Origin of the sequence: Paenibacillus sp. GD4 (assembly GCF_030846225.1) — a bacterium.
Lineage (GTDB): Bacteria > Bacillota > Bacilli > Paenibacillales > NBRC-103111 > Paenibacillus_G > Paenibacillus_G silviterrae.
This window is the reverse complement of sequence record NZ_JAVCYK010000001.1, coordinates 3,719,476-3,736,174: the sequence shown is the minus strand read 5'-3', so window position 1 is coordinate 3,736,174 and position 16,699 is coordinate 3,719,476. Positions and strand designations below refer to the sequence as shown.

General features: G+C 47.4%; 18 protein-coding genes. 4 read left to right on the top strand and 14 right to left on the bottom strand.

The annotated features are described in order from the left end of the window. Positions 1–88: 88 nt before the first annotated feature. From mscL to RAC89_RS18085, 5 genes are all read right to left on the bottom strand, one after another. Positions 89–562: a large-conductance mechanosensitive channel protein MscL gene (mscL, locus tag RAC89_RS18105; RefSeq protein ID WP_306615135.1), complete on the bottom strand. Its 474-nt coding sequence runs from the start codon at positions 560–562 to the stop codon at positions 89–91. Positions 563–675: 113 nt separating this feature from the next. Beyond that, positions 676–1,491: a peptidoglycan-binding protein gene (locus RAC89_RS18100; RefSeq protein ID WP_306615134.1), complete on the bottom strand. Its 816-nt coding sequence runs from the start codon at positions 1,489–1,491 to the stop codon at positions 676–678. A gap of 124 nt (positions 1,492–1,615) precedes the next feature. Then, positions 1,616–2,245 carry a YcnI family copper-binding membrane protein gene (locus tag RAC89_RS18095; RefSeq protein ID WP_306615133.1) on the bottom strand — a complete coding sequence of 210 codons (630 nt, stop codon included), beginning with the start codon at positions 2,243–2,245 and terminating at the stop codon, positions 1,616–1,618. A gap of 85 nt (positions 2,246–2,330) precedes the next feature. Next, on the bottom strand, positions 2,331–2,999 hold the full coding sequence (locus RAC89_RS18090; RefSeq protein WP_284637753.1) for a response regulator: 669 nt from the start codon (positions 2,997–2,999) through the stop codon (positions 2,331–2,333). Further along, the gene (locus RAC89_RS18085; RefSeq protein WP_373430029.1) at positions 2,996–3,817 is read right to left on the bottom strand and encodes a sensor histidine kinase; all 822 of its coding nucleotides are present in this window, start codon (positions 3,815–3,817) and stop codon (positions 2,996–2,998) included. Before RAC89_RS18085 ends, RAC89_RS18090 begins: the two co-directional genes overlap by 4 nt. Before the next feature lie 212 nt (positions 3,818–4,029). Here RAC89_RS18085 and RAC89_RS18080 point away from each other — a divergent pair, with 212 nt between their 5' ends. The 3 genes from RAC89_RS18080 to RAC89_RS18065 all read left to right on the top strand — a co-directional run bounded on the left by RAC89_RS18080 (position 4,030) and on the right by RAC89_RS18065 (position 7,198). Then, positions 4,030–5,016 carry a ketoacyl-ACP synthase III gene (locus RAC89_RS18080; RefSeq protein ID WP_306615131.1) on the top strand — a complete coding sequence of 329 codons (987 nt, stop codon included), beginning with the start codon at positions 4,030–4,032 and terminating at the stop codon, positions 5,014–5,016. A 711-nt stretch (positions 5,017–5,727) separates the two neighbouring features. After that, on the top strand, positions 5,728–6,588 hold the full coding sequence (locus tag RAC89_RS18070; RefSeq protein WP_306615129.1) for a hypothetical protein: 861 nt from the start codon (positions 5,728–5,730) through the stop codon (positions 6,586–6,588). Between the two features lie 25 nt (positions 6,589–6,613). Beyond that, entirely contained in the window at positions 6,614–7,198 is a 585-nt protein-coding gene (locus tag RAC89_RS18065) for a class I SAM-dependent methyltransferase (protein ID WP_306615128.1), read from the top strand. 52 nt (positions 7,199–7,250) lie between these two features. Here the strand turns inward: RAC89_RS18065 and RAC89_RS18060 are convergent, their stop codons facing one another. From RAC89_RS18060 to RAC89_RS18035, 6 genes are read right to left on the bottom strand one after another with little or no spacing between them, the layout of a single operon-like run. Continuing rightward, entirely contained in the window at positions 7,251–7,955 is a 705-nt protein-coding gene (locus RAC89_RS18060) for a glycosyltransferase (RefSeq protein ID WP_306615127.1), read from the bottom strand. Next, entirely contained in the window at positions 7,946–8,968 is a 1,023-nt protein-coding gene (locus RAC89_RS18055; protein WP_306615126.1) for a glycosyltransferase family 4 protein, read from the bottom strand. The genes RAC89_RS18060 and RAC89_RS18055 overlap by 10 nt, the downstream gene beginning before the upstream one ends. Further along, positions 8,965–9,948, bottom strand: coding sequence for a glycosyltransferase family 4 protein (locus tag RAC89_RS18050; protein WP_306615125.1), 984 nt, complete (start codon positions 9,946–9,948; stop codon positions 8,965–8,967). Before RAC89_RS18050 ends, RAC89_RS18055 begins: the two co-directional genes overlap by 4 nt. A 46-nt stretch (positions 9,949–9,994) precedes the next feature. After that, positions 9,995–10,690 (bottom strand): glycosyltransferase, encoded by a 696-nt coding sequence (locus RAC89_RS18045; protein ID WP_306615124.1) that lies wholly within the window; start codon positions 10,688–10,690, stop codon positions 9,995–9,997. A gap of 4 nt (positions 10,691–10,694) precedes the next feature. Beyond that, the gene (locus tag RAC89_RS18040; protein ID WP_306615123.1) at positions 10,695–11,720 is read right to left on the bottom strand and encodes a glycosyltransferase family 4 protein; all 1,026 of its coding nucleotides are present in this window, start codon (positions 11,718–11,720) and stop codon (positions 10,695–10,697) included. A 40-nt stretch (positions 11,721–11,760) separates the two neighbouring features. Further along, entirely contained in the window at positions 11,761–12,555 is a 795-nt protein-coding gene (locus RAC89_RS18035; RefSeq protein ID WP_306615122.1) for a glycosyltransferase family 8 protein, read from the bottom strand. A 269-nt stretch (positions 12,556–12,824) separates the two neighbouring features. On the opposite strand from RAC89_RS18035, the gene galU reads away from it, so the two are divergent. Beyond that, positions 12,825–13,682 carry a UTP--glucose-1-phosphate uridylyltransferase GalU gene (gene galU, locus RAC89_RS18030; RefSeq protein WP_306615121.1) on the top strand — a complete coding sequence of 286 codons (858 nt, stop codon included), beginning with the start codon at positions 12,825–12,827 and terminating at the stop codon, positions 13,680–13,682. A gap of 60 nt (positions 13,683–13,742) precedes the next feature. On the opposite strand, the gene RAC89_RS18025 is transcribed toward galU, so the two are convergent. From RAC89_RS18025 to RAC89_RS18015, 3 genes are read right to left on the bottom strand one after another with little or no spacing between them, the layout of a single operon-like run. After that, positions 13,743–14,945, bottom strand: coding sequence for a YheC/YheD family endospore coat-associated protein (locus tag RAC89_RS18025; protein WP_306615120.1), 1,203 nt, complete (start codon positions 14,943–14,945; stop codon positions 13,743–13,745). Between the two features lie 4 nt (positions 14,946–14,949). After that, a complete protein-coding gene (locus tag RAC89_RS18020) occupies positions 14,950–15,636 on the bottom strand; it encodes a glycosyltransferase family A protein (protein WP_306615119.1) in 687 nt (228 codons plus the stop codon). A 25-nt stretch (positions 15,637–15,661) separates the two neighbouring features. Then, positions 15,662–16,666: a glycosyltransferase family 4 protein gene (locus tag RAC89_RS18015; RefSeq protein WP_306615118.1), complete on the bottom strand. Its 1,005-nt coding sequence runs from the start codon at positions 16,664–16,666 to the stop codon at positions 15,662–15,664. Between the last annotated feature and the right edge of the window lie 33 nt (positions 16,667–16,699).

The window sequence follows — 16,699 nt, the reverse complement described above, 5'->3', positions numbered from 1 at the left end:
GAAGCAAAGCTACGTGTCAATCCCATCCTCCAGCACATGAGAAAAGCCCTTCACGATGATTTCATGAAGGGCAGTATAAAAAGCTCAGCTATTGGTTAAAACCCGGAGATCTCGCAGGCTGCGGTGAGGTGCAATACTTGCAGCGAGCCGCTTCCTTAGGTATATCCGATAAGCATTCCGGGCAAGCCTTGAGCCCGGCCTTCGGATCCGGCTTCTCCTGTTTTTTCCGGAACCGGTTGAGCTGTTTAACGACCAGGAAAATAACGAAGGATACTATGAGGAAATCGAGCATGGTGTTAATAAAGACACCGTAGTTCAGCGTCGGCGCGCCTGCTTCCTTAGCAGCCGCGAGTGAAGGATAAGCATTCCCGTCCAGGCTCAGGAATAGATCGGTAAAGCTCACCTTTCCAAGCAATAGTCCCACCGGCGGCATGATCAGATCGTTGACGATAGAGGTGACGACCTTACCGAAGGCAGCCCCGATAATGACCCCGATCGCAAGCTCAATCATGTTCCCCTTAACGGCGAATTCCTTAAATTCCTTAATTAATGTTGCCAGCATATTAGCTTGTCCTCCTCTACCATACTTTATGCTATTACCCGCCATGGTTGTTATTGTAACAGAAAAAAACCGAAGCACAACTAGTTCGTTGCGCTTCGGACTTGAGTCAGCAATCACTTGCCGATGAACATTTGAGTAAACATTTTGCCGCATGGCCCGCCGTCGACGATCCCAATGCCGATATGCGTGAATTCCGCACTTAGAATGTTGGCCTTATGACCCGGCGAATTCATAAGCGCTTGATGGGCATTCGCCACATTCTGGTTGCAAGCGATATTCTCCCCGGCTGTGCGATAGGTGACGCCGAATTGCTTCATCATATCGAAAGGCGACCCGTAGGTCGGGGACTGATGAGAGAAATAATTTTTGTCCGCCATGTCCTGACTCTTCAACCGGGCCACCTTGGACAGCAGCGGATCCGCATTCAGAGGAGGAAGTCCGGCCGCTTGCCGCGCCTGATTGACCAAAGCGATCATTTCCTGCTCCTCGGCAGATAATTGATTCTCGGTCGGCTGCTGAGGCGTTGGCGTTGGCGCTGGCGTTGGTGCCGGAGTTGGGGCCGGCGTCGGAGCTGGGGTTGGTGTCGGCGCAGGAGTTGGAGTAGGTGAAGGAGTAGGCTGCTGAGGCTTCTTGGAGCTCCCGTACGCCCACAGAATAGACTCCAGCGTCTTATAATCCACCGCCCCCGTTACAGGCAGGCCGTAAGCCTTTTGAAATTTCTTGACGGCCGATTCCGTCGCCGTTCCATAATAACCTGTAATATCCCCCTGAAAATATCCAAGCGATTTCAGCATCGCTTGCACAGCATACACATCGGAGCCTTTAGCGCCCTTGCCGAAAGCAAATACCGATGTAGCAACAGTGAAACAGAGCAGCAAACTCACTAACAGCAGGACGACGGTTTTTTTGGTACGTAAGCGTTGAAACATAGGGTAAGCCTCCTGGTCATGATTTGTCGAAATACATCATTTCCAGCTTCCCCCATCGACGAAATTTTAGTCAAAAAAAAGAACCGGCCCCATCGGAGCCAGTCCCTAGAATGCTCATCTTCACTTATCGGCGTCGCAGCGAAAGAACAACGGAAAGCGCCCCCAGCACAAGTGCTGCAATAGACAGGTACAGCGGAAGCTGCGAACTGCCGCTTGCCGTCTCCTGATGCGCCGCATCAGCTGCCGGAGCGGCCGTATGCCCGTGGCTGTCAGCCGACGCGCCCGTCGGCTTCGGAAGCACCTTCGTCACGGAAGCGGGCTTATCCGAGCCTGCCGCACCGACCCACTCCACAACGCTGCCGTCCTTGTAGGTTTGGTATGCCTTCCAGGAGATGGCGGTGGCGTTGTCGGCTACTTTGCCGGACATATTGAACTCGCCGAACTCCGTTGCTCCCAGACCGTCTCCCGTGGCGGTCCAAGTGACACCGGTGATTTTATTATCTGCGGATCGGGCCAGCTCGTAGGTCCAGCCCGGCTTCGGCTCGAAGCGGGAGACGGTTACCGCCTCCACCGGGAAGCGCACCTCCACCTTTATTGTCGCAGACTCCTTCTCCGAAGGGACCCGTACCGTAAATTTCTCATAAGCTCCTTGTGTAGCTTCTTGGGGCAGCACGGTGACATGCGCACTGGCGATGCCGGCTCCCAGCAAAGTCATCAATAGCGTTAAAGCGGGGATCATAGCCCATTTTTTCATTTTCTAAACTCCTGCCTTTCCAGCGATCATTATTTCCATAAACAATGTATCGCAAACGGGTCAGACAGGGTATGACCCAACCGGGCTATTCCGGGACAGGTTTATGACCGATATGTGACAGGCCATGGCGAACGGCGTATGCTGTAAGTTGCACTCGATTGTCCAGACCGAGCTTCGAAAGGATATTTTTCATATGATTTTTGACCGTGTTCTCCGTAATGCCCAGCTCCTCGGCAATCAGCCGATTACTTAGGCCGCGCGCCACGTAAGTCAATATTTCCGTTTCCCTCTGCGAGAGGACTCCGGGTTCCGCTTCCGTGCTGCTTGGCTTGGCATGCAGGAAGGGCTGCAAAAGCCGGTCTGCCATACTCCGGGTAATACTCTCATCATCGTTTAATAAACCTCGCAGATACAACATCCAATCGTCGGGATCCATATTCTTAAGGAGATACCCTTGGGCCCCGTAGCGGATGGCGGCCAACAGATCGGCGGCATCGTCGGAAACCGTCAGCATAACAATACGAATGTGCGGCATACGGTACTTGATCCTCTTCACCGCCTCCAGCCCCGTAAGGACCGGCATGCGGATATCCATCAGCACCAGATCCGGCAGCAGCTTCTCACACAGCTCTACCGCTTCTTGGCCATTTGCCGCCTCACCGATACATAGAAAATCTTCTTCCCCTGCCAGCAGTGTCATCACGGCACGCCGGGACAAAGGGTGGTCATCAGCTATAAGTACGCGATATATCATATCGTCTCCTTCCCCGGCTCCGGTCCGATGAGCAGCAGCTCCACCCCTTCATCCGGCACTTGATGCAGTGTTACTTGCGCTCCAAGCGCCTGGGCATGCTTGCGGATCATCGCGAGCCCATATTGCTTGCGGCTATGCTCCGGGATCTTCAAGGCTTCCATACCGATGCCGTTATCGCTGATTCTCAGTCTCCAGCGTTGCTGAGCATCTTGATCCAAGGTGATTGCCGCATGATCGGCCAGCGAATGCTTACGAATGTTTGTGAAGGCTTCGCGAATGACGGAGAATAAATGCACCTCGGCCGCCGGCGTTAGCTGTATGGCATGGGGCTCCACACTCCGCTCTACGGCAATGCCGCTGATCGCGCTCCACTCCTCGAGCCACGTCTCCAGCCTCGCGGCGAAGCCTCCCCCTTCCTCCGGTACCGTACGCAGGTTGAAAATCGCCTGCCGAAGCTGATGGTCCAGCTCCGATACGGCGGAACGGGCCTCATCGATCTGCCCTTTGCGCAGCTGTACATTCAGGAAGAATAAGATCTGCGCAATGTTATCATGCAGCTCCTGGGCAAGCCGCTCCCGTTCCTCATATACGGCACGCTTGGCTTCTTCCGCGGCTAGTCGCTCATTCGTCCTCCCGATCCTCCGGAACATCCACGTCGCGAATAGATAAGAGAGGAGGAGCGTGAGCAGCGTAATGTACAGGTTGCCTGTCTCCATAGAAAGCACACCCAGCAGAAAATCATGCCGAATGTACTCAAAACCCCCAATGAGGACGGGAGGCAGCATGATCGTGAAGAGCTTTAAGGTTCGTAAAGACAGCATAGGTTCTACCTCATGTTCTTGTTTTACTCTCCAGTCTATTATACTGTTTGCCCCGAAAAGCTTCGAGTGAAAGTTTACAGAAGATCTTGCCTGTTTGATCTGTCATTCGCCTCATTGACAAAAGCTTCCTTCCCCATTACAATAATTATAACCTAGTATTAGTACTTGGTACTAAATTAAACCATTGGGGTGAGTTGCTCATGCAAACCATGTCACAAGCACGTATTACCGGCATTGGAAGCTACGTACCGGAAGCAAGACTAACCAATGCAGACCTCGAGAAAATGGTAGATACCTCGGACGATTGGATCGTCCAACGGACGGGGATCCGGGAACGGCGCATTTGTGCTCCCGATCAGCACACCAGCGATCTATGCATTGCCGCCGTCCGAAATATGCTTGAGCGTTATCCTGTCACCTTGGAGGATGTGGAACTGATCATCGTCAGCACCAGCACGCCGGATTTCTCCTTTCCGAGCACAGCCTGCCTGGTACAAGCGCATTTCGGCATTCCGCAAACAAGTGCTATGGATCTGTCCGCCGCCTGCGCCGGATTCGTCTACGGCCTGCATGTAGCCGATGCGATGGTTACCTCCGGTCTGCACCGCAAAGTGCTTGTCATAGGAGCCGATGCTCTTTCCAAGATTACTGATTATACGGATCGTACCACCTGCATCCTGTTCGGGGACGGTGCCGGGGCTGTGCTGGTCGAACGCGATGAGCAGCACCCCTCTTTTGGCGCCTACCGTGCAGGTACGGATGGAAGCGGCGGCATCCATTTGTACCGCACAGGAACCTCCAGCTGCTTGAACGGAACGACGCTGCAAGATACCGGCAAAATCGTGCAGAACGGCCGTGAGGTGTATAAGTTTGCTGTTCAAACGGTTCCCAGGGGGACAGAGGAGCTTCTGAAGCAAGCCGGGCTAACTTACGGCGATGTGGATTGGTTCATACCGCACAGCGCCAATCTGCGGATCATCGAATCCGTTTGTGAGAAAACAGGCCTGCCTCTCGAGAAAACCTTGCACACGATCGAACACTTCGGGAATACCTCAGCAGCCACGATTCCGCTTGCTCTAGATCAAGGGGTTAAGGATGGCTTGTTCCGGGAAGGTGATACCCTCCTGCTTTACGGGTTCGGGGGCGGGCTCGTGCATGCGGGTCTGCTGATGAAGTGGCGGGGGATTCCGTCCTAAGAATTTGCTTTAAAAATAATCCAAATCTCCTTTGTTCTGTTAACTTATTGTTAATGAGGACAAAGGAGAACGATAAAGCATTAGGGTAATAATTCCTTAAGCTTTTTGATCTTATCAATGAATCACTCACAATTTCCGTATATCCCCTCACCGCTTTAGGGGGGTACACTTATAAATTCGTTCATCTACATGCCAATTCAGTGATTTTTACTGGTTCCCCCTATTAAGGATGAAAATTTCTCCCCCTTTTTCTCTTTTTCATCTTGTGATGCCCCCCTTCCACTAAAAAATCCAATTCATCAAATGAAGAAATAGTGTAATCCGCCATGTACGCCTTATCTACGACAGCGTCGCTATAGAACCCGTCTGGCCTTTTAACGCAAACCGTCATCCAGCCCAATTGTTTGGCAGTAACAAAATCTATATACGGATTATCCCCAATATAAACAAACGCTCCGGTCCAAGTCCCATCTCTTCCATCATCTTCTGATAAGGATACGACTCGGCTTCCAATTCGTGCGACCCTATGCGTCAGTGAAAATGATGTGATTTAGTACCGTTTCGGGTACAGATACATCTTTGCCGTGTTAGAAGAAATTTGGCTTCTTTACATAGGTACTGGCTTGGTCAAACATGTGTCACAGATCATATGCTGGTAACATGCAGAAGCCCTCAAATATGAAGTCAGAACCGACAGGAAGGAGAAGATTGATGGTGTCTACGAGAATACCCCGAAGTCGGAAGATCATCTTTGCGATTCTGGCGCACGAGAATGAGCTGGCCTTAACTCACCAAATCATCAACCTTCGCTTTTATCATCCAGACGCCGAAATCGTCCTTTATAACGGCGGTGTCAACAAACGTTTCGGACAAAAACTAGGAATCCCCGTCTGCCCTTACAGCAAACCCTTGAAGTATGATTTTTTAGGTATGTTCCTAGTAGACGTCGCCAAGTGGCTTCATGAAACCAACACCGAGTACGAATACTTGGTCAGCCTGGATCATGACATTTTATTTATTAAGCATGGTTTCCACTCCTTCTTGGATGAAACCATGGAAGGTTTTGATTGTATGGGTTGGGGGCTTACCATTAGCCGTAATCCCTCAGAGTACGGTAAGGTGTCAAAGAAGGGAATCACTCGAATGTGGAGGGAGTGGCGCCGGTGGCAGCCGTTATTCGGAACCGACAAGGTAATATGGTATTTCAACCCGGGGCAAGTTTATAGAAAAAGCATGGTAACCAAAATACTTGCCCGCATCCAAAAGTTCCCACTAGAGGAGCTGCTCTCTTCCACACAAGTAACCGCTGCAGAAGAAATGTTATTCGTCACCACGGCACATGCGTGCGGGGCCCGAATTCGTAGCTATCCCGATGAGGAATTAGGCGTAGTACGCGTAGGACCAAACAGCATAAAATTGCCGGAGGTAAAGAACGCGAGAAGGCATCCTTGCCATTACTGGATCCACCCAATTAAAAACAATCGCCTCATCGAGATGAATCAATACCTCTTGTTTAATCAAAAGCCGTCAGGTGATAGTCTGAAAAAACAAAAGCAAAGTAAGAAAAAATAACCTTCATTCAAAAGGCGGTAACACAATGAGTAAGAAAATAATGAAGATTATCGAACACGTCAGAACAATAGAGGGCTGGCTTACCAATAAAGAAATCCTTGGCTTGGTAATAATGACCATGCTCGCCGAACGTATTCCAGGCTCCATTGTCGAAATAGGTTCATACAAGGGAAAAAGTACCTTGGCTCTTGCGATGTCCAGCCTACGTCTTACCAAAGCAAAAAAAACCGTGTATGCAATAGATCCATTCTCGTCCAATGGTATTATTGGTAAAAATTATTACAAAGCATTTCGCAAAAATATGAAAAATGCTGGAGTAAAGCAATACGTCGTACCCATTAAAAGATTAAGTCACGAAGCCTATAACGATTTTCCTGTTCCCATAGCACAATTATTTATAGACGGTAATCATGAATATGATATGGTGAAACAAGACATTTCCATTTATGTACCAAAAGTCTCTCAAGGAGGTTATATCGCTTTTCATGATTACAACCAATCAAAATTTCCCGGGGTGAAGCATGCGGTAGATGAATTGCTCCAGAACAAAAAATACCAAGTCATAGGTGACTTTGATTCACTGCGTATCGTCATGAAATCAAATATATAAATTCCCTCCTCCGCGCAAGGCGGTCACCGGTTATTCGGTGACCGCCTTCCTTTTATTTATAAGCTTTAGTTATTAATGGAACAAATTCACTAGTACAACTAATCATTTTGCAGGATTCCATATACTTCCGATTGTTCTTTTTTTGTGTATGAGTTGAGATGTCTTCCCTGCGAATACAAACGTAATTATTTTTAGACACAGAATAGACCTTAAACCCAGCCTTGTTACAATTCAGCAGCCACCTCGCGTCACTGCCGGCTACCCGCTTCTCCGGGAACTTTACTTTCTCCCATACGGATTTCTTGAATAACAGTGTTCCTCCTTTAATCTTAGGCCTATACTGGTTTTCCATTCCTTTACGGTACAGCATTAATGCTTTTTCCGCTTCAAAGTATAAATAACAAGTTGTTTTCCCTATGATAGGAGCCTTTTTCTTTTTCATAGCATGCATGGATTCCTTAAGGTAATCAGGACCGTAATAGTCGTCATCGTCAAATTTAGCGATAATCGGATAATTCGCCCTAGCAATGCCCCAATTCAGGCATTTACCCAAGGTATATTCCTGTGGAAGCTGATACACGACAATATCCGGATTACCCTTCGCCCGTTCACGCCACTCCGTGATATCCATATTATCTCTATTTAAAATGATCATGAGCTCCTTCTCTTCCCAAGTCTGCCTTAGATAATTGTCAAACACATTATCTATAAAAGAAGGTCTCATGGTGCATACAATGACAGTAAGCACTAAAGCCATCCCCTTTTTGCCGCCAAGTTATTCCATTCGGAGTCAGGATAAATTTTGTAATGGTTTCCTTTCAGAATTTTCCTATAGAGGCTTAGGGCCTTATCCACCATAACCCGTTCAGAATAGTGGTACTCAACATACTGCCGGCACTGGTGAGCAGAAGGAAACGCAGACGGATTCAGCACCTTGGTTACCATGTCTTTCGTATTCCTACATATGAGTTGCGGCAAGCCATGCAGCACCTCAGGAACGGCTCCCCCATCCTGAAAACCAAGCACCGGGGTACCGCAAGCCAAAGCTTCAATCATTACGATACCGAAAGGTTCATCCCATACGGAGGGGAATAGCACACACCGAGCTTTGGAGAGGAGGACTTGCTTTTCCTCCCCACCAACAGAACCGATATAACGAATTTGTTTATTTAATTGAGGACTAATGACCTCATTAAAATATTTCTTTTGCACTTTATTGTGATCGTAGGGGCCGGCGATCAGTAATTTGAGTCCCGTTTTCTTAGCGACCTCAATCGCAAGGTGAACCCCCTTCATTGGCTCGATTCTACCTATATAAAGAAGGTAATTTTTCTTTTTTTGACGAAATCGGTAATCAGTCAAGCGTATACCATTATGAAGGTAATACCCCTCATTTTCACCGTATTTTTGCAAGATGGTTTTACTTACATAAACAGGAATTTGTACATGAATTGCCTTTCTCGCACCATGATAGCTTCGAATGGTTGGAATAGGGGGATTCGATTTCGCAACCAGACCACAATGATCATGTATGATATCAACATCCTTGGGAATATGACGCATAATAAACTCCAATTGTTTCCGCTTATCATCATAAGGGTAAACGTAGGTCGCCGTTGCCTTTGCTATTGACCCTTTCTTGGCAAACAGAATAACCTCATGCCCACTACGGACCAGCTCTTCCGTCAAATAATAAATTTCTCTTTGCGTACCGCCATATTCCGAAGGGGGAACCGGTATCGAATTATTGGATATCATGGCAATTTTCATGATTCTTCCCCCTTATGAATTTCAATAATTTTCTTGTATAACTTCAGAAAGTTATCTGTCATAACCCGATCGGTGAAGTGCTGCTCTACGTAGTTTCGACAAACCTGGGGTGCGGGAAAATCTTTACGAGTCAGCACTTTGATAGCCATATCCAGTACGTTATTACATAAGAGCTGGGGCAGTCCGTGCAATACCTCCCGAACAGCACCTCCATACTTGAATCCGAGTACTGGCGTACCGCAGGCCAATGATTCGATTAAGACAAGGCCAAACGGTTCGTCCCATATAGATGGAAATAATACGCAGCGTGCTTTGGACAGCAGATCCTGCTTCTTTTTACCTCCCACATTACCTACATAGCGAATTTGCTTATCCAGTTGCGGCCTAATAACCTCCTTATAATATTTCATTTGCTTCTTGTTGTGCTCGTAAGGGCCGGCGATAATAAGGTCTAGTCCAGTCTTTCTAGCGACCTCTATCGCAAGGTGTACCCCCTTCTCAGGAGTAAGCCGTCCTAGAAAGAGCAGGTAGTCGCCTTTTTTCTCACGGAACTTATAATCCGCTAGTCTAATGCCATTATGAACATAGTAGCCTATGTTTTCACCGTATTTTTCCAAAATCGTTTTGCTAACGTAAACAGGATAGCGAGAACCTATCGTCTTTTTGCGCAGGTGAGAATTTCTTATGGTAGGAATAGGAGGATCGGTGCGTGATACGATGCCTGTATGATCATGGATGATATCCACATCCTGGGGGAGATGCTGCATGATGAATCGGTATATTTTATCGCTATTATTATCATCGAAAGGGTATTCGAATGTTTGTGTAGCGTGGGCGTTTGATCCTTTTTTTGCAAATAATACGACCTCGTGACCTCTACGGATTAGCTCTTCGGTCAGATAGTAGATATCACGCTGAGTCCCGCCGTAAGCTCTTGGAGGAACGGTTAATTTGTTATTGGATATTTGAACGATTTTCAACTCCTACGTCTCCTTTCGGATAAAGGATGGTCTTCCCTCGCCTTCTTCATTTCACCTTTTTTGTCACATAAGGAACGTAGTTACCCGTTTGGCATATTTTATTACAATGCTTCATGTAGTCCTTCGTCCGTCTTTTCTGCGTATGGCTATTCCCGTCCCCTCGTCTTATACATGCATAGTTCTCCTTAGAAACGGAGTAAGCCTTGTACCCCGCGTCAGCACATTCCGTAAGCCAACGCGCGTCGCTGCCTGCTACCTTTTTCTCATCAAATTTCACACGATCCCAAACAGTTCTTTTAAATACAATAGTTCCGCCCTTCAACTTCTTCTTATGCCTGTTTTCATTGCCCTTTCGATATAACATGAGGGCCCTCTTTTTGACGAAGTAGACATAAGCGGTATGCTTGCCGATGATCGGGGCTTTACCGGATTGTATTGCCTTCATTGATTCACTTAAATAGTAGGGAGCATAATAATCATCATCATCGAATTTGGCAATGATTTTACTATTGGCTCTGGCAATAGCCCAGTTTAGGCAGCGACCCAGGGGATATTCCTCTGGAAGCTGGTATACACGGACCCGATCGAACAGTTTTGCACGCTCTTTCCACTTATTTAAATTCATATTGTCTTTATTTAATACTACGATGAGTTCTTTGTCCTCCCATTCCTGCCTTGCATAGTTAAAAAGGACTTCATCCATATATTGTGGTCGCATTGTCACTGTTATAATAGAAACCAAAGGTCTACCTCCCCTTCTTCCTTATGGCCTTTTTCAACTTATTCCATCCTGAACTGCTATCAACCTTATAAAGCTTCTCGCTTAACACTTTGTTGTATAGCTTCAAGAAATTATCCGTCATTACTATATCGGAAAAAGATTGATCCACATATGCACGACACTCCTCAGCCGTAGGAAGCTTTTCCCGGGCCAATACTTTGCAAGCCATGTCAGACGCATTGTCACATAAAAGCTGAGGCAATCCCTTTAATACTTCTGGAACAGCCCCTGCGCCCTTAAACCCTAACACGGGAGTTCCACATGCCAAAGCCTCAATTAGAACCAGCCCGAACGGTTCATCCCATGTAGAAGGGAACAGGACAACGCTCGCCTGTGACAACAGTTCTTGTTTCCATTTTCCCCCAACCGGGCCTACAAAGGAAATCTGATCGTTCAAATGCGGTTTAACCTTCGTATCAAAATAGTCTTTATATTGTTTGTTATTATTCAGCGTACCCGCGATAATTAGTTTCTTTCCCGTCTTTTTGGCAACTTCTACGGCCAGGTGTACACCCTTTTGTTCCATTATTCTGCCCAAGAACAGAATATAATCCTTCTTCTTATCCCGATATTCGTAATCGCTGAGACGAATGCCGTTATGCACATAATACCCGTTGTTCTTGCCGTATTTTTTCAAGATAGTCTTGCTTACATATACCGGAAGCTGAACGCCCCTCACTGCTTTTGAATGAGAATTACGGATCGTTGGAATGGGTGGATTCGCTTTGGACACGATTCCATAGTGGTCATGAATGATATCTACATCCTTAGGCATATGGCGCATTATAAATTTTAGCTGTTCTTTACGACTATCGCTTGGGTACTCGTAGGTAATTGTAGCTCTGGTGTTGGAGCCCTTCTTAGCAAATAGGATCACTTCGTGTCCGCGTCTCACTAATTCTTCAGTTAAATAAAATACATCCCGCTGAGTTCCACCGTAATCCTTAGGAGGAACCGGCAGTGAGTTTGTTGAAATTTGAACAATTTTCACACTAACACTCCCTTTTGTTAGTTATTTGCTCCCTGTGTTATTAAAGAGTTTCCCACGCCAATTGATCTTCATATTTTTCATACTCGTCTTTATAGGTAACATCTTCATTCCAGGGCTTTCTTGGACCAGTAAAATGAATAATGGCTGGATTAATTAAAGGCATTTTTACCCAGTGGCTGTCAGTGTAATTCCACTTAGGATCGAGCTTCAACCATTTCCCATGAAGGATTATGTTAAGTGCGTCTTGATCAATTAACCGAAGCTCCACAGTTTCTTTCCGAATCAAATCGATTACCCTCTGAGAAATCCGATGTTTTCTCCACTCCGCTAAATTCATCAATAAAACACCCGAATTAAAATAGGAGGCATCCTTAGGCAAGAAAAGCCTTCGGTTAATCTTCACTCTTTTCTCTTTAGATAACAAGCAAGCTGTATCCACCGCAGCAGCAAGATACCCATGAATGTCAGTGTTCCATAGCTCGTCAATGCTTTTCGTCACTATGAGATCACAATCAAGATAAATGCATTTGGTAATATTAGTATCAGTTATTAGATCCGGCACAAAGATACGGTAATATGCCTCTTTAGAAATGTGCTTAGCTCTCGAGTAAGTCGGAAGGGATTGTATCAAGCGTTTATTCGGTTCTATAAATGAGTACCTAATATTTCGTTCCTGCATAATTTTGGTCAGCTTAAGCTTATTTTCGACCGATAAGCTCCCATCAAGAATATAAACGCTTAATGTAGTTAATGGATCTGTGTTCCTGAGCAGCGAAATTAACATGACTCCAAGATATTTAGCGTATTTGTCATTTGTAGCAGTGACAATGATCAAACGCTCCCCCCCTAACCGTTATTTCACATACAGATCCTCTTCAAAGATAGATACACATTACAGAATATGAGATTTATCTATAGGGAGTAACGGCATATGTAATAGGGTGTCCCGGAAATGTTTTTTCGTTAAAAAAGCCGCAGTGATAGTCAATGACCTATTTTCAGTAAAGGGGGTTTCCTGTCCATGTTCCTCCTCTTCAACACAGCATACAATAGATTATCCGCTAGCATTGAATATCTCATCTCGTCTAAAGGAAGGTGAACCGGATGACTATCCGAAAAGCGATTATTCCAGCAGCCGGACTCGGCACCCGATTTCTACCTGCGACGAAGGCGATGCCAAAGGAAATGCTCCCTATTATCGATAAGCCAACCATCCAATTTATAGTAGAGGAAGCGGTCTCCTCGGGCATTGAGGAACTGATCATTGTGACGAGGGAAGGCAAACATGCGATAGAGGATCATTTCGATACAGACTTCGAGCTGGAGCATCACCTGAAGGAGAAAGGGAAGCTGGACCTGCTGAGCAAAATACAAGAGCCTTCTCGTCTGATCGATATTCATTATATTCGTCAGAAGGAGCCGCGAGGCTTGGGGCACGCCATCTGGTGCGCAAGAAAGTTCATAGGCCATGAACCGTTTGCCGTTCTGCTCGGCGATACGTACTTGGATGCAGACACTCCCTGCCTGAAGCAGATGATCGAGTATTATAACCGGTACCAGGCTTCGATTCTTGGTGTTCAATCGGTAGATAGGCGAGCGGTGTCAAGCTACGGGATCGTGGAGGGGATGCAGCTTAACGAGAGCATTCTCCAGGTGACTCGGCTGGTGGAGAAGCCGCAGCCGCATGAATCGCCATCCACCATGGCCATGATCGGGCGTTACATTCTGACCCCGGCCATCTTCGATATACTCAAATATCAGAAGGCGGGAGTCGGCGAGGAGATTCAATTAACCGATGCCATTGCGACGCTCAACCAAGAGGAGCCCGTGTACGCCAGCCAAATTCGCGGAGTCTGGCATGATGTCGGCGATCACATGGGTTATGTAAAGGCCATCCTTGCGTATGCATTGAAGCAAAAGAAGCTGCAGCAGCCCCTCATGGACTATCTCAAGTCACTATAAACGCAAAAATCCCCTTACTTCCTCTTCCGAGGAGGTAAGGGGAGGGGGGTAGCGGTTTTCCTATCCGGAAGGAGTCGGGAGCGTTGTAACCGATTCTTCAAGCACTCCCGTTTGCGTCTGCAGCGATGCGCATTCCTCCTGGAGGCGCCGCTGCTGCAGCAGATAGCTTGCATAATAGATAGGATTTGCGAAGGTTTGCCGCCAAGTCTCCTTGTCTCTCGCATCGCGGAAGGTGACTCGCAAATCCCTGAAATTCGCTTCAATAAACCAAGGATGCTGCTGGTCGTCGATGGCCACGTCCAAGCCCAGATCGGCGATATGTGGAAGCTCCCGTTCCAACGCTCTAGCAACCCGTAATCCAAGCTTGGCGACTTTACACTCGATCAGCATTTGGTTCCAGCCCCAGTGCTTAAACAGCTCCGCAGCCTTCATGGAGGTGCCCCCGCAATGCAGATTCGTCACGATCGCCCCCTTTCTCGCGATCTTCCCCACCATTCCCGTATACTGCCATCTCCCGCTCCCGTCCTTTTGGATAGACACTCGAAAGTCGACCGGGTTCCCCTTGTATTTCATAAGGGAGATACCCTGCTGGATCAAATAGTTTTTGCCTCGCTGCTTCCTCACCATCTTTACAATCGCTTTCAGCCCTACTTTTCTGGTCTTCGTTCGACCAAGTTGATTGAATTCGGCCAATAGAGCCTTCTTTTCCCTTCGGATCCGGATGATCCCGTTGCCTACAGAAGCTGTACCGGGCTTCAGGAACAGACAAGCATTCTGATTCAGCAAATCTCTAACGGATTGCTCTGACACCGTGTGAGTTGACGGCAGATGAGGCACAAGCTTCCGATGGTTGGAAAGAATATGATGAATCTCCAGCTTGGATACGACATTATGCTCGTTAAAAACGATACATCCCCGCTGCTTGACCCGCTCAATCGTGCGTTTGACCGAAACCAGGTTCGTCCTAGTCCGATTGATGACAACGGGAGGGAGCAAGCACTTGGTCCGGCCCTTGCCCGACCCGGTCCATCCCTTGATCGTTCCCTTCCTCCAATCAATATCCGACAAAGAGAAGAAGATGACCTCCTCGCCCACCCGGTTTGCCGCATCCATATAGAAGGCAGGCCGCTCGAAGGATTTCGCGCCTTTCATAAGTCGCCGAAGTATGGTTCGGGGATATAAAATGCCAATCATCATCGTCCCTCCCATTCTAGCCGAAGCGACCCGCCCGCCCCGCAAGCCGGGCGGGCGGAACCGCTGCATGCTTTTACCGTGTAACGTATTTCCTGTAATTTCTAGTACGCTTTACCATTTTGCATCGTGACATGTACTTTTTGGTGCTTCTTTTTTGGGTATGGGAGTTCGTATTTTTTCTTCGGATGCAGACATAATTTTTCTTGGAGACGGAGTAGATCCGGTACCCTTTTTTCCTGCAATTCGTTAACCACCTTGCATCGCTCCCGGCTACCTTCTTATTCGAAAATTTGACCTTTTTCCATACCTTTTTTTTGAAGACCAGCGTACCTCCCTTAACCCTCTTAACGTACTTGTTCTGGCGGCCGGTCCGGAACAGCATTAGCGCCTTCTTGGCTTCAAAATAAATGTAGGAGGTGTGCTTGCCTACAATCGATGCCTTCCCCCGCTTGATCGCGCGGACGGACTCCCTCAAATAACGTGCGCCGTAGAAATCGTCATCGTCAAACTTGGCAATAATATTGCCTCTAGCCCTTCGGATGGCATAGTTCAGACATCGGCCCAGCGTATATCTTTGAGGAAGCTTATACACGCGAACCCGCTTGTATTTTCTCACCTTGCGCTTATATTTGCGCAGACTCATGCTATTTTTATTCAGAATAATGATAAGCTCCTTGTTTCTCCATCTCTGCCGCTTATAGTTGTTCAACAGATTCTTGAAATAGCCAGGTCTTATAGTACATGTAATGATCGTAACCACGTGGTTCAACTCCTTTACATGGAGGTTAGACCCTGATCCTCTTCCACTGGGAATGACGCAGCTTTTTGTACTTTCTACGTCGGATAATCTTCCTGTACAGCTTCAGGAAATTATTGGTCATCACCTTATCGGAAAAACGCTTCTGAACATACCTTCTGCACTTCCTTGCCGAAGGAAGAAGCTTCTTACGCTTCCGTACTTTCCTGGCCATTTGCTTCGTATTCTTGCATAACAGCACGGGAAGTCCCTTAAGCACCTCCGGTACGGCCCCCTTCCGAAAGCCCAATACGGGGGTCCCGCTCGCAAGAGCTTCAATCAGCACCAAACCGAAGGGTTCATCCCAGGTGGAGGTGAACAGGACGCATCTTGCATTCGCCAGCAGCTTTCTTTTTCGTTTGCCGGCCACCGGGCCTACGAAGCGGATCCGCTTCCCGAGATGGGGCCTGATCCTGGTGTTAAAATATTTCCTATACTTTGGATTGTTATTGAGGGTACCGGCAATGATCAGCTTTCTCTTGGTCTTCTTGGCGACCTTAATCGCCAGATGGACACCCTTCTCCTTCATGATTCTGCCTAAATACAGCAGATAGCCCTTCTTTTTCACCTTGAATTGGTAATCGCGCAGCCGGATCCCGTTATGCACGTAATAACCCTTATTTTTTCCATATTTGCGGAGAATGGTCTTGCTGACATAAACGGGAATCTGTACCTTTTTCCTGCCCTTGGAGTGGGAGTTGCCGATCGTCGGGATCGGCGGATTCGCCCGGGCTACGATGCCGTAATGGTCGTGGATGATATCGGCATCCTTCGGCATATGCCTTTTAATGAATCGGAGCTGCTTCCTCTTATTGTTGGACGGATACACATATGTCTTGGTGGCTCTGGTTCGGGAGCCCTTCTTGGCAAATAAAATCACCTTATGTCCACGCCGAACCAATTCCTCCGTCAAGTAATGGATATCGCGCTGCGTACCGCCATAATCCTTGGGAGGAACGGGAATTGTATTCGTGGATATTTGTATGATCTTCAAGACCTATCTCTCCTTTAGGGTTCGTTTATTCCT